This window comes from Pseudolabrys sp. Root1462 (assembly GCF_001426945.1).
Lineage (GTDB): Bacteria > Pseudomonadota > Alphaproteobacteria > Rhizobiales > Xanthobacteraceae > Pseudolabrys.
In genome coordinates this window covers 2,993,497-3,005,503 of sequence record NZ_LMFS01000001.1, presented here as the reverse complement: position 1 = coordinate 3,005,503, position 12,007 = coordinate 2,993,497, and the positions used below count along the sequence as shown (strand labels likewise).

General features: G+C 64.0%; 13 protein-coding genes. 1 reads left to right on the top strand and 12 read right to left on the bottom strand.

Going from position 1 to position 12,007, the window contains the following annotated elements:
* Positions 1 to 151: 151 nt before the first annotated feature.
* The 5 genes from flhA to ASD45_RS14560 all read right to left on the bottom strand — a co-directional run bounded on the left by flhA (position 152) and on the right by ASD45_RS14560 (position 4,379).
* Positions 152 to 2,278 carry a flagellar biosynthesis protein FlhA gene (gene flhA, locus ASD45_RS14580; protein ID WP_056912141.1) on the bottom strand — a complete coding sequence of 709 codons (2,127 nt, stop codon included), beginning with the start codon at positions 2,276 to 2,278 and terminating at the stop codon, positions 152 to 154.
* Positions 2,279 to 2,475: 197 nt separating this feature from the next.
* The gene (locus ASD45_RS14575; RefSeq protein ID WP_056912140.1) at positions 2,476 to 3,054 is read right to left on the bottom strand and encodes a fasciclin domain-containing protein; all 579 of its coding nucleotides are present in this window, start codon (positions 3,052 to 3,054) and stop codon (positions 2,476 to 2,478) included.
* Positions 3,055 to 3,230: 176 nt separating this feature from the next.
* Positions 3,231 to 3,584 carry a hypothetical protein gene (locus tag ASD45_RS14570; protein ID WP_056912139.1) on the bottom strand — a complete coding sequence of 118 codons (354 nt, stop codon included), beginning with the start codon at positions 3,582 to 3,584 and terminating at the stop codon, positions 3,231 to 3,233.
* A gap of 99 nt (positions 3,585 to 3,683) precedes the next feature.
* The gene (locus ASD45_RS14565; protein ID WP_056912138.1) at positions 3,684 to 3,944 is read right to left on the bottom strand and encodes a hypothetical protein; all 261 of its coding nucleotides are present in this window, start codon (positions 3,942 to 3,944) and stop codon (positions 3,684 to 3,686) included.
* 90 nt (positions 3,945 to 4,034) lie between these two features.
* Positions 4,035 to 4,379 carry a DUF952 domain-containing protein gene (locus tag ASD45_RS14560; protein ID WP_156380952.1) on the bottom strand — a complete coding sequence of 115 codons (345 nt, stop codon included), beginning with the start codon at positions 4,377 to 4,379 and terminating at the stop codon, positions 4,035 to 4,037.
* 142 nt (positions 4,380 to 4,521) lie between these two features.
* On the opposite strand from ASD45_RS14560, the gene ASD45_RS14555 reads away from it, so the two are divergent.
* Positions 4,522 to 4,737, top strand: a complete 216-nt coding sequence (locus ASD45_RS14555) for a hypothetical protein (protein WP_156380861.1) — start codon at positions 4,522 to 4,524, stop codon at positions 4,735 to 4,737.
* Positions 4,738 to 4,799: 62 nt separating this feature from the next.
* Here ASD45_RS14555 and ASD45_RS14550 read toward each other — a convergent pair whose 3' ends face one another.
* From ASD45_RS14550 to fliF, 7 genes are all read right to left on the bottom strand, one after another.
* Positions 4,800 to 5,663 (bottom strand): inositol monophosphatase, encoded by an 864-nt coding sequence (locus tag ASD45_RS14550; protein WP_056912136.1) that lies wholly within the window; start codon positions 5,661 to 5,663, stop codon positions 4,800 to 4,802.
* The gene (locus ASD45_RS14545; protein WP_056912135.1) at positions 5,660 to 6,577 is read right to left on the bottom strand and encodes a diacylglycerol kinase family protein; all 918 of its coding nucleotides are present in this window, start codon (positions 6,575 to 6,577) and stop codon (positions 5,660 to 5,662) included. The genes ASD45_RS14550 and ASD45_RS14545 overlap by 4 nt, the downstream gene beginning before the upstream one ends.
* 103 nt (positions 6,578 to 6,680) lie before the next feature.
* Positions 6,681 to 8,051 carry a sigma-54 dependent transcriptional regulator gene (locus ASD45_RS14540; RefSeq protein ID WP_056912134.1) on the bottom strand — a complete coding sequence of 457 codons (1,371 nt, stop codon included), beginning with the start codon at positions 8,049 to 8,051 and terminating at the stop codon, positions 6,681 to 6,683.
* Positions 8,052 to 8,111: 60 nt separating this feature from the next.
* On the bottom strand, positions 8,112 to 8,468 hold the full coding sequence (fliN, locus tag ASD45_RS14535) for a flagellar motor switch protein FliN (protein WP_056912133.1): 357 nt from the start codon (positions 8,466 to 8,468) through the stop codon (positions 8,112 to 8,114).
* Positions 8,469 to 8,489: 21 nt separating this feature from the next.
* Complete coding sequence (locus ASD45_RS14530; RefSeq protein WP_056912132.1) at positions 8,490 to 9,107, bottom strand: FliH/SctL family protein; 618 nt, start codon at positions 9,105 to 9,107, stop codon at positions 8,490 to 8,492.
* A gap of 10 nt (positions 9,108 to 9,117) precedes the next feature.
* Positions 9,118 to 10,215 (bottom strand): flagellar motor switch protein FliG, encoded by a 1,098-nt coding sequence (fliG, locus tag ASD45_RS14525; protein ID WP_056912131.1) that lies wholly within the window; start codon positions 10,213 to 10,215, stop codon positions 9,118 to 9,120.
* Positions 10,215 to 11,927 carry a flagellar basal-body MS-ring/collar protein FliF gene (gene fliF / locus ASD45_RS14520; protein WP_056912130.1) on the bottom strand — a complete coding sequence of 571 codons (1,713 nt, stop codon included), beginning with the start codon at positions 11,925 to 11,927 and terminating at the stop codon, positions 10,215 to 10,217. The genes fliG and fliF overlap by 1 nt, the downstream gene beginning before the upstream one ends.
* Positions 11,928 to 12,007 lie beyond the last annotated feature (80 nt).

Sequence of the window (12,007 nt, the reverse complement as noted above, 5' to 3'; positions counted from 1 at the left end):
TTGGGACCGGCGGCACCGGGCGCGAGCGGGCGCCCGCGAGAAGATTTAGACTAGCCAAGGAGACGACGCAAGTTGACCGCCGGTCACCACATCAGGCGGTCGGATCAGGCCAGCGAGTTTGACCTGACGTGCACGACCTCACGGGGACCGCTCAGATGCTTCCCACGGTCTTCAGCCGTGCCCGCGGATGGATCTCGGACTGCGAGATCACCGGCGTCTGCGCCCGGAAGCGCTCGACGATGCCGCGCACGAAGGGACGGATGCCCGCCGAGGTGACGAGCACCGGGGCTTCGCCTTCGCGCGCCGCCGCCTCGTAGCTCTGGCGAATGAGGGTGATGAATTCGGTGAGCTTGGACGGCTGCATGGCGAGCTGGCGGTCGTCGCCGGTGCCGATAAGCGATTCCGCAAAGGCCTGCTCCCACTTCGCCGACAGCGCGATCAGCGGCAGGTAGCCGTTCGGACTGGTGTATTGCGCGCAGATCTGGCGCGACAGGCGCATGCGCACATGTTCGGTAAGCGCCGTCGGATTGCGCGTCGAGGCGAGGCCCTCGGCGAGGCCTTCCAGGATGGTCGAGAGATCGCGGATCGAGACGCGCTCGGTGAGCAGCATTTGCAACACGCGCTGTATGCCGGACGGCGTGATCTGGCTCGGCACCAGGTCCTTGAGCAGTTCGGCCTGTTCCTTCGGCAGTTCCTTGAGCAGCTTCTGCACCTCGCCGTAGGACAACAGCTCCGCCATGTTGCCCTTGAGCAGTTCGGTAAGGTGGGTCGAGAGCACAGTCGCCGCGTCGACCACCGTGTAGCCCTGCATCGCCGCTTCGTCCTTGATCGCGGCATCGACCCAGGTGGCGGGCAGGCCGAAGGTCGGCTCGGTGGTGTGGTTGCCGGGCAGCCGCACCTGACCGCCGGCCGGATCCATGACCATGAACTGGCCGGCCCAGACCTTGCCGGAGCCCGCATCCACTTCCTTGATCTTGATGACGTAGGTGTTGGCGTCGAGGTGCACGTTGTCGAGGATACGCACGGCGGGCATGACGAAGCCCATTTCGCCGGCGAGCGAGCGGCGCAACGCCTTGATCTGCTCGGTCAGGCGGTCGGTGCCGTCTGGCGCGTTGACCAGCGGCAACAACGCGTAGCCGAGTTCGACCTTGAGATCGTCGATCTTGAGCGCCGACGAGATCGGCTCGTCCGCGACCTGCGCCGCCTTGGTCTCGGTTTCCTTTTTGCTTGTCTCGCGCGCTATCAGATCCTTGGCGCGGTGGTGAACGATCCAGGCGAGGCTGACAGCGCCGCCGCCGAGCAGGGTGAAAGGCAGGAACGGGATGCCGGGCAGCAGCGCCATGATCATCATGACGCCGCCCGACATGCCGAGCGCCTTCGGATAGCCGGAGAGCTGCTGCATCAGCGCCTTGTCGGCGGACCCGGAGATGCCGGCCTTGGAGACGAGCAGGCCGGCCGCGGTCGAGACGATCAGCGCCGGCACCTGGGTGACGAGGCCGTCGCCGACAGTGAGCAGGGTGTAGGAATGCACGGCGTCGCCGAACGACAGGCCCTGCTGCGCGATGCCGATGATCATGCCACCGATGACGTTGATGAACACGACGAGCAGGCCGGCAATGGCGTCGCCGCGTACGAACTTCGAGGCACCGTCCATGGCGCCGAAGAAACCGCCTTCGTCCTCGAGGACCTGGCGGCGGCGGCGGGCTTCCTTCTCGTCGATCAGGCCGGCCGACAGGTCGGCGTCGATCGCCATCTGCTTACCGGGCATGGCGTCGAGGTGGAAGCGGGCGGCGACTTCCGCGATGCGGCCCGAACCCTTGGTGATGACCACGAAGTTGACGATCACCAGGATGACGAAAACGATGATGCCGATGACGAAATTGCCGCCCATCACGAAGTTGCCGAAGGCTTGGATGACGTGGCCAGCGGCGTCGGTGCCTTCATGACCGTGGGACAGGATCAGGCGCGTCGAAGCGAGGTTCAGCGACAACCTCAGCATCGTCGAGATCAGCAGCACGGTCGGGAAGGCGGAGAATTCGAGCGGCGTTTGGATGAACAGCGCCGTCATCAGGATCAGCACCGACAGGATGATCGAGATGGCAAGAAAGGCGTCAAGCAGCACTGCCGGCAAGGGCAGGATCAGCACGACCAGGATGGTCAGCACGCCGACGGCGAGGCCGATGTCACCGCGCCTGACAAAGCCCGAGATGTCCGCCAGGCTAGGAATATTCCCAAGCGCCGAGGACTTGGCGGGAGCGGCGGCGGTCGTGTCGGTCATAAGGGTAGGCGCTCGCGGTCCGGACGTCTGAAGAGGCGCCCGGCGCGAACGCCGGCAACCCGGCAAAGATTGCCCAGTTTATGGTTAGCGAGTGGTTAACGAAGGCAGCAGGAGGCTGTGGCAGAGCGAAAAACCTCTCCCGCGGGGCGGGAGAGGGACGGGGGTGTCCGGCTTGGAAAGACGAGCCGGCTGTCGGGTCAGCTCGCCGGCAGCAGGACGGTGTCGATGACATGGATGACGCCGTTCGACTGCTTGACGTCAGCGATGGTGACCTTCGCGGTCTGACCCTTTTCATCCGTGATCGCGATGGTGCCGCTGGAGTTCTTCACGGTCAGCATGCAGCCGCCGACGGTTTTCACCTTATGGGCGCCGCCGTCGTCCTTGATCATCTTGTTGATGGCGGAGGACATCGCGTCCGCGGCGACGACATGGCAGGTCAGAATCTTGGTCAGCTGAGCCTTGTTCTCGGGCTTCAGCAATGTATCGACCGTGCCCTTGGGGAGCTTGGCGAAGGCTTCGTTGGTCGGAGCGAACACCGTGAAAGGTCCCTTGCCTTCGAGCGTGTCCACTAGGCCCGCCGCCTTGACCGCTGCGACCAGCGTGGTGTGGTCCTTCGAGTTCATCGCGTTCTGGATGATGTTCTTCGACGCATACATCGGCGCGCCGCCAACTGTCTTGGTATCCTGAGCAAAGCTCGGGACGAACGATGCGGCGGTCATGGCGACGCCGAGTGCCAGCGCGGCGCCGGCGAGGGCAGACTTGCAAGCGAAATTCATGGATCGATTTCCGTTCTTTTGTTGCTGTCTCCGACGCGGGTTGCTGGAGATGCTCTCAAGTACGGAAGCGATGGTGAGGTGGATGTCGGTTCGCTCATCACGGACGCGTGACGAGCGCCATCGGCCGCGGCGGAAGGTCTCACCGCGTCGAAATTACGTCGAAGGATCAGGCTGGATTAATCGCGGCTCCAGACTTCACTGCCGACCTGGCGGCCGCCCGCATAAGTCCAGACACCGGCCCAGTTGCCGCCATCCGCACCGTAGAGAGCCAGCCCCGTCCCGTCGGCCGATTTGTAGGACACGGCAATGAAGTTCTTGTCGCCGATGCCGGTACCAATGTACTTCGTGCCGCCGACGACCCAGACGACGCTGTAAGTCTCGCCGGTCCGCGTGACCGTAACGGTCCCGGAATATGCGCCGTTATTGCCCGGGTTGGTGCCTTTGATGGCGTAGGTGCCGACCGGATCGGCAGCCAAGGCGGCCGAAGCGCCGATCAGCAGGGCCACCACGGTGGAAATGAGAATGCGCATTTTGTCCCCCCCGGAGTCGGCGCAGGTCCGCGCCGGATGACGCAGATTAGGCGAGCCTGTGGCGGCCGCCAATTACGGGGGAATAAACAACAGGGACCGCTAAGCGGCCGAGGTCTCTTCGATGCGCAACAGATGCATCTCGCCGCAGGCGCCGCAGCGATGGCGTACCGTGTGGTCGCCGCTGGTGAAGCCGGCGAGGCTCTCGGAATCGGTCAGCAGCACGAAGCTGCCGGATTCCGGACAGCAATACCGGATGGCACCGCCCCGACGCGGCGCGGCAATCGCTTCCTCGACCGGCCCGGCGATGCGGTGAAATACCGACGGGTGGATGAAATTCGGCGTTGCATTAAAAATGGTCATGACCCGATTGCGCCCTGTTGCAGTGCAATAACGGCCGGCAGCGGGCGTGGTTCCCGTTGCATACGAGGGTTGCCCCACCACAACCCGGGCTCAGAGCGGCAGCGGCGGCAGTCGATGAAGCCCGTTCGCGCCGAGCGGCAGCGGTTCAACCGCGGTGGCGGCGGTGACGTCGAGATCGCCATACAGATGAGGGAATAGCGCGCCGCCCCGTGACGGCTCCCACTTCAGCCGATCGTCCAGCCGAGCGGCATCGACCTGGATCAGCAGCAGCCCGGCTTGGCCGGCGAAATGCCGCTTCAACGTTTCGGCAAGCTGGTCCTGCGTCGAGAGATGAATATAGCCGTCCTGCAGATCGACCGGCGCGCCTTTGAATGCACCGGCAGCTTCAGCTTCGCGCCACTGCGCCTGCGTACACACTTTGTATATGAACATAATAAACAACCCTGATGGGCCCCATTACCGTCAGAAAATTTCAGACCGGCCGGGCATAACGACAATCAAAACCGCACTGCAACCTTGAAGCTGCCGGGATTCGGTTCTATTTGCACACCAACAGTACGGGGTTTAGATGCGCAACATGGAACAGTATCTGATCGATACAGCGGATCGCTGCATCCAGCTGGCGCGTGCGGGACGGGAAATGGCGAACAGCCTGGAAGCTATCAGTAACGATCTGATGGCCAAAGCTGTCGAACTCGATTCGGCGCGCGATCGACAGAGTAAGGATCGACACAGCGAGGATAATCTTGCCAAAGATGAACAGATACGGCCGCCGGCGAAGCGGAAAGTCTGACAGCCGATAGGTTCATCAGCGTAACGAAAGCCCGGCCTTCGCGCCGGGCTTTTTGTTGAACTTTAGTCTGACTCGTGCGCCTCGCACATTCGCTCGACGGCGCTGCGCTCGCCGACGATGAGTTCGCCGCGCCAGAACCGCAGATCGGCCTTGTCGCCGGGAGCCTCGAAATGCGCCATTGGCACCCATCGGTTGCCATCGCGGCGCCGCGCGACGCCGCCGCCGGCGAAAATCAGGGCGAGACCGCCGGCGACATCCCAGATGTTGGGCGTGGCAAAACGGGCTGCCTGTAATAGCCCGGCCGCGACCATGGCGCATTCGAGCGCGGCGGAGCCGGTCTTGCGGGTTTCCCAAAACCCGTCGCTGACAGTAGCGACAGGCACGCCGATCAACCGGCGGCGCACCGCAGGATTGATCTTCGGCGTTACGTCGGCACCGTCGAAGCGTACCTTGCCGCCCTTGGTGCAGTGATAAACGCCAGCGCGCAGCGCATGACTCACCGGACACCAGAGCGCGCCGACCACCGGCACGCCCTTGTGCAGCACGCCGATAGACGCCGCGAACAACGGGAATCCGTTAATGAAGTTGGCGGTGCCGTCGATCGGATCGACCGACCAGACGAAGTCGTTACCGCGCGCCGGCCGCTCGTCCATTTCCTCGCCGATGATGTCATGATCGGGGAAGTTCTCGGCGAGACGTTTGCGGATCATGCGCTCGACGTTGCCGTCCACCTCGGACACAGGGTCTCGCCATACGTCTTCCTTCACCGCGGTCTTGTATTTGACCGCGAGCAGGCCGCCGAGCGCCTTGGCGATTTCGGTGCCCGCGATACTGGCCAATTCGACCGCCAGGTGTTCGATGTCCCGCAAAGTGTCGCGAGAGACGCCTTCGACGAGCGGGGGAGTGGCGGTCGAGGTGTCGGTCATGCGACGGCCGCCTTCTTTTCCGGAGTTTTTTGCACCGGATGCTTGACCGGGATGACGACGCGCAACTGCCGGTCCTCACAAGCGAGGTCGATGCTGTGCTTGCCGCCGGTGGCCTCGTATGATTCGTCATCGAGCCGCGTCGGCGCGTCACGGAAGGTCACTTCGATTTTCGAACCTTTGCGGCTGGTTACAGGCGGCTGGTCTTCCATCGGAGACTCGATCCACTCGATCAGCGCCTTGCGGTCGTCCGGCTCGATCAAAACGATATCGAGTTTGTCGTCGCTGACATCGGCGGTGGATGCGAGCGGCAGGCCGGGGCCGGTAAATGCGATATTGCAGATCTCGACGCCGAGCAGCTCACGCTCGTGCTTCTTGCCGTCAATGGTCAGGACCGCCTCGATCGGCTTGGCGCGCTTGATCGCTTTCTGAAACAACGCTCGGCCTTGCCGCAGATTGTCCGCGCCTTCCGGCTTCTTGCCTTTTCGGGCATCGAGCAGAAATTGCGGAAATACACCAACGCCGTAAGCCTCGAGAAAAAGGCTGGTGCCCCAGTGACCGGTGACCGAGCCGATGGACACCGGGCAGGTGTGCTCCGGATTCCACATCTCCACCAATTCCTGGGGCGTGCCGGCGATGCCCAATGAACGCGCAAAATTGTTGGCGGTGCCGAGCGGCAAGATGGCGACCGGAACGCGTCGGTCCGGAATCACCGTCAGCACTCGCGCGATGGTGCCATCGCCGCCGGCTGCGACGATCAGGTCCACGGACTTTTCGAAGGCCTTGACGAATTCGCCGTCCTTGACCGAGGCGTAGCGAACGTCATGGCCGGCTAGCTTGAGCGCGGCCTCGAGGCTATCGCGATCGTGGCCTTTGTTGCCGGCATTTGGATTGTGGCAGAGCAGGACTTTTACCATCCTCGCCTAACCGCGAAGGTGGGGCGGGGGTTCCATGAGCTCTACAACGCAAAACGGCCGGTGGGGATAAACCACCGGCCGTTCGCATTTTCACGATGTGCGGTTACGCCGCGCCCTTCATCTCGCCGCCATGCGGCGGCGGGATCGGCGCACCGTCGGCGGAGTATTCGTTGAGCTTGTTGCGCAGCGTGCGGATCGAGATGCCGAGGATGTTCGCTGCATGGGTGCGGTTGCCGAGGCAATGCTTGAGCGTCTCCAGAATTAGGTCGCGCTCGACCTCGGCGACGGTGCGGCCGACGAGATTGCGGGTGACCTGCTCCGCCGCCATCACCGCCTGTTCGGCGACGCCGGTGCCGCGCGAGGCATCGAGCCGCGCGCCGTCCGGCGACAGGATGCCGTCAACGCCGATTTCCGCTCCGGTCGACAAGATGACGGCGCGGTGCAGGGTATTCTCAAGCTCGCGCACGTTGCCGGGCCAGCGATTGGCGTTGAGCGCGCGGCGCGCCTCGACCGACAGCGGACGAACCGGCAGGCCGTTGGTGTCCGAATACTTCTTGATGAAGTAGTTTGCGAGCTCGGGGATGTCCGCCGGGCGTTCGCGCAGCGGCGGGATCTTCAGATTCACGACGTTGAGGCGGAACATCAGATCTTCTCGGAAGGTGCCGGCACGCACCGCTTCCGCCAGATTGCGGTTCGATGTCGCGATAATGCGGATATCCACCGGCACCGGCTTGTTGCCGCCGACGCGATCGATGACGCGTTCCTGGATGGCGCGCAGGAGTTTCGCCTGCAAGCGCACGTCCATTTCCGAGATTTCATCCAGCAGCAGTGTGCCGCCGTCGGCTTCCTCGAACTTGCCGATGCGACGCGCGAGAGCGCCGGTGAAAGAGCCCTTCTCATGACCGAACAATTCGGATTCCAGCAGGTGCTCGGGGATCGCCGCGCAGTTCACCGAAATGAACGGCTTCTTGGCGCGTTGCGAGCGCGAATGCACGAAGCGCGCCAGCACTTCCTTGCCGGTGCCGCTTTCGCCGGTGATGAGCACCGAGGCTTCCGAGCCGGCGACCTGCTGGGCGAGCTTGACCACCGCGGCCATCGCGTCGTCGCGATAGATCATGTCGCGGTTGTCTTGCGTCACCGCCGCAAGCACCGCGGCGATCAGTTCCGGATCGGGCGGCAGCGGGATGTATTCTTTGGCGCCCGCGTGGATGGCGCGAACGGCGGCGCGGGCGTCGTTGGTGACGCCGCAAGCCACGATCGGCACGTGGATGCGTTCGATCTCCAACTTCGTTACCAGGTCCTGGATATCGATGGCGACATCGACCATCAGCAGGTCGGCGCCGCGCCCCGAGCGCAGCACCGCAAGGCCCTGATCGATGGAAGCGGCGTGCGTAACCGAGGCGCCGTTGTCCATCGCGATCTTGCTCGCGACTGTGAGCTGGCCGCCCAGCGTTCCGATGATAAGTAGCCGCATGTTCAGTGTCCTTGTGTCGCCGATCTAGTAGCGAGTCTTCGGTTCGCTACTGCCTTTTCGCTAGTTGGTATCCGCCTTGATAATTTCCGTCATGGTCACGCCAAGCTTTTCCTCGACCAGCACGACTTCGCCGCGTGCGACCAGGCGGTTGTTCACGTAAATATCGATCGCTTCGCCAACCTTACGATCGAGTTCGAGAACGGCGCCGGGCCCGAGCTTCAACAAATCGCCGACCTCCATCCGGGTCCGGCCCAGCACCGCGGAGACCTGCACCGGGACGTCGAATACCGCCTCGAGATCGGCGGCGCCGCGATGCACCGATTCGTCGGGCGCCAGCGGTCCGGCATCCACCACCTCGGGCGGAACGGCGCCGCCTTCGAGATCCGGGAGCGGTACTTTGCTGTCATTGTCACTCATGGTCGGTCTCCAAAACCTTGCTTACGAGCGCGGGGCGCCGCGCGCCGCGATGTAACGGTTCACCGCTTCTTCGATCGCTCTGAGGGTGGCGTCGCGGTCGCGCACGACACCGCCTTCGGCCCACTCGATGCGGCAATTGCCCGGCGCCATCGCGGCGTCGGACAGGATATTTAGACGTGCTTCCAGTCCGCGCGCGTGCGCGATCTCTTCGAGTTTCGCCTTGGCGCTGTCATAGATGTCGGCGCCGATGAAGACGGTGATCTGCGGCGTCGCAACGAGCTGGCGGAAGCAGTCGGCGGCAAGCACTTCGATTTCAGCGAAGGGTTCGCGTGCGATCAGCTCGGGCGCTAGCTTGCTGGCGACGGAGAAAGCGACCTGCACGGCCTCGCTCTCGAGCCGCGCTTCGATTGCATTGAGTTGCGCGTCGAGCCGGCTCATCTGCTCGGCCATCGTGGTGAGCGCGCGGGCGATACGTTCGTTCTGCTCGCCCCGGGCCTGCGCCTGGCCCTGCTCGAAGCCCTGGCGGTGCGCGACCGACTCGGCGTCGACGCGCCGGCGTTCCGCCTCGACGACGGTGATGGTCGGCTTTTCGCCGGTGGCGAAGTCCTCGTCGAACAGGAATTTGGCGGCAGCAGCCATATTGATTGCCTTAGTACACGAGTTCGTCGTCGCCGCCGCGGTTCTTGGCGATCAGGATTTCTCCCTTGGCGGCAAGGTCCTTGGCGATATTGACCAGCAAAGTCTGCGCTTCATCGACGTCGCGCAGGCGCACGGCGCCCATGGCCTGCATGTCGTCGACCAGCATCTTGGCGGCGCGCGAGGACATGTTGGCGAAGAAGAATTCGCGGACGTTCTCGCCGGCGCCCTTGAGCGCGACGGCGAGCTTGTCCTTGTCGATCGAGCGCATGAGCGTCTGCGCCGACGCGGCATCGAGCTTGATGAGGTCGTCGAAGGTGAACATCAGCGCCTTGATGCGCTCGGCGGCGTCGCGGTTGTCGTCTTCGAGCGCGGTCAGGAAGCGGGTTTCGGTCTGACGGTCGAAGTTGTTGAAGATCTCGGCCATCACCTCGTGGGCGTCGCGGCGCCGGGTCTGCGAGATGTTGGACATGAATTCGGTGCGCAGGGTCTGCTCGACGCGCTCGATGACTTCCTTTTGCACCGCTTCCATCTTCAGCATGCGGTTGACGCAGTCGAGCGACAATTCCTCCGGCAGGATGGCCAGCACGCGCGCGGCGTGCTCCGGCCGCAGCTTCGACAGCACCACCGCGACGGTCTGCGGGTATTCGTTCTTGAGATAGTTCGCCAGCACCTCTTCCTGAACGTTGGCGAGCTTCTCCCACATGTTGCGGCCGGCGGGCCCGCGAATTTCGTCCATGATGCCGGCGATGCGGTCCTTGGGCAGGAATTGCGACAGCAGCCGCTCGGTGGCGTCGTAGTTGCCGAGCAGCGCGCCGGACGCAGACAGCCGGCCGACGAATTCGAGCAGCAGGGATTCGACCTGCTCGGCCTCGACGGTGCCGAGCGACGACATGACGATGGAAATCTCGCGCAATTCATCGTCGTCGAGCAGCGAAAAGATCTTGCCGCCGTATTGTTCGCCGAGCGACAGCATCAGCACCGCGGCGCGCTCCGGGCCGGACAGCTTGCGCTGCGGCTTGGCGCCCTTCGGACGGCTGGCGAGCTCGGCCATCAGGTCGCCGATGTCGTTGCGGATGGCGTCCGGATCGTTTTTTGCGGCGGCGGCCATCAGGCGGCATCCTCATGCAGCCAGCTGCGGATGATAGCCACCGCCTCATGAGGGTTTTTTTCGGCGAGCTCCCCGACCTTCTGCACCGACTGGGCGTGCACCTGGCCCTGCACCTTGGCGACGTCGATCATCGCCGAGGTGCGGTTGGAGATGGCGACCTGCTCTTCGCCGCTGACGATGGCGATGTTGGCGCCGCTGGTGTCGGTGATCGAGGGGAGGGGCTTGCCGTCGGGCCCGATCTCGACGGCGCTGGGACCGGCGATGGCGCCGGCGACGCCGGCAAGACCGGCCAATCGCGCCTTCTCGGCGGCGTCGGGCGCGATCACCCGGCGCACCAGCGGACGCACGACCATGAGGACGACGATCAGGCCGAGCAGCGCCATGACGCCCTTCTCGGCGATGCCCATGATGTCGTCCTTGGTGAACTGGAAGTACTTCATCCAGCCGGCATCGTCGCCGCCGACCGAGACCGGCGCGGTGTCGGCGAAGCGCAGATTGACGACCTCGACCTGGTCGCCGCGCTTGGCGTCGAAACCGATGGCGGTGCGCACCAGAGCCGAGATGCGGTCGATCTCGTCCTTCGAGCGCGGCTCGTACACCATCTCGCCCTTGTCGTTCTTGGTGTAGCGGCCGTCGACCAGCACTGCGGCGGAGATGCGGTTGAGCCGTCCGGCTTCGATCACCTCGGTCTTGGTGGTGCGCGAGATCTCGTAATTGACGATTTCCTCGGTCTTCTTGCTCTGGTCCTTGGAGTTCGGACCGTTATTGGTGCCGTCCTTGTTCGAGCCCGGCAATTCGTTGGAGGCCGAGACCTGGCCGCCTTCCTTGCCTTCACTGGACGAGTTCTGCTCTTCGCGGGTCTGGCTCGAGCGCAGCACGCGGCTGTCCGGATCGAACTTGTCCTGGGTCTGGGTGACGCGGTTGAGGTCGAAGTCGGCGCTGACCTGCACCCGCGCCTTGCCCGGACCGACCACCGAGGTCACGATGTTCTCGACCTCGTTGCGCATCCGGTTCTCGAAGGCGACCTTGCGCTCGTCGGCGCCGACGCCGCCGATGGGATTGTCCGGCGTCGCGCCGTCGGCCAGCAGACGACCGGTCTCATCGACGACCGAGACGCGCTCCGGCTTCAGGCCGTTGACGGCGCTTGCCACCAGGTGACGAATGGCCCGGACCTGCGTCTGTTCGAGCTGGCCGCGCACCTTCAGCACGATCGAGGCCGTGGCCTCGACCTTGTCGCGGGAGAACAGGGGGCGCTCCGGCAGCACCAGGTGCACGCGGGCCGCCTGCACCCGATCGATGGAGCGGATGGTGCGGGCGAGTTCGCCTTCCAGCGCGCGCAGATGATTGATGTTCTGGATGAACGAGGTGGCGCCGAGGGCATCCGACTTGTCGAAGATCTCGTAGCCGACGCCGCCGCCCTTGGGCAGGCCGCTTTCGGCCAGCTTCATGCGCAGCCGCGCCACCTTGTCCTTCGGCACCATGATGATCGCGCCGTCGTTCTTGATCTTGTAGTCGATGGCCTGACGTTCGAGATCCTTGAGGATGGCGCTGGAGTCTTCGACCGAGAGGTCGGTGAACAGCGGCACCATGACCGGCGCCGTCATCTGCATCATCAGAAAGGCGAAAAAGCCGATCATGGCGAACGTGACGGCGCCCATCGCGGCGAGACGGGCGGCGCCAAGCGACTTAAGAAAATCGAGCAGACCTTGCACGGGGCATCCCTAACGAGCGGGGCGGCGCGATCGAACGCCTGACCCGGCAAGTTTTGCCCAGTAGATGGTTAGCGCCCGGT

Excerpts from the sequence above, each read along its gene's own strand:
- fliN (WP_056912133.1), bottom strand. The coding sequence starts at position 8,468 with ATGAGTGACAATGACAGCAAAGTACCGCTCCCGGATCTCGAAGGCGGC.
- fliG (WP_056912131.1), bottom strand. The coding sequence starts at position 10,215 with ATGGCCGCCGCCGCAAAAAACGATCCGGACGCCATCCGCAACGACATC.
- ASD45_RS14550 (WP_056912136.1), bottom strand. The coding sequence starts at position 5,663 with ATGACCGACACCTCGACCGCCACTCCCCCGCTCGTCGAAGGCGTCTCT.
- ASD45_RS14555 (WP_156380861.1), top strand. The coding sequence starts at position 4,522 with ATGGAACAGTATCTGATCGATACAGCGGATCGCTGCATCCAGCTGGCG.
- ASD45_RS14545 (WP_056912135.1), bottom strand. The coding sequence starts at position 6,577 with ATGGTAAAAGTCCTGCTCTGCCACAATCCAAATGCCGGCAACAAAGGC.
- ASD45_RS14570 (WP_056912139.1), bottom strand. The coding sequence starts at position 3,584 with ATGCGCATTCTCATTTCCACCGTGGTGGCCCTGCTGATCGGCGCTTCG.
- ASD45_RS14540 (WP_056912134.1), bottom strand. The coding sequence starts at position 8,051 with ATGCGGCTACTTATCATCGGAACGCTGGGCGGCCAGCTCACAGTCGCG.
- ASD45_RS14530 (WP_056912132.1), bottom strand. The coding sequence starts at position 9,107 with ATGGCTGCTGCCGCCAAATTCCTGTTCGACGAGGACTTCGCCACCGGC.
- ASD45_RS14575 (WP_056912140.1), bottom strand. The coding sequence starts at position 3,054 with ATGAATTTCGCTTGCAAGTCTGCCCTCGCCGGCGCCGCGCTGGCACTC.
- ASD45_RS14565 (WP_056912138.1), bottom strand. The coding sequence starts at position 3,944 with ATGACCATTTTTAATGCAACGCCGAATTTCATCCACCCGTCGGTATTT.
- flhA (WP_056912141.1), bottom strand. The coding sequence starts at position 2,278 with ATGACCGACACGACCGCCGCCGCTCCCGCCAAGTCCTCGGCGCTTGGG.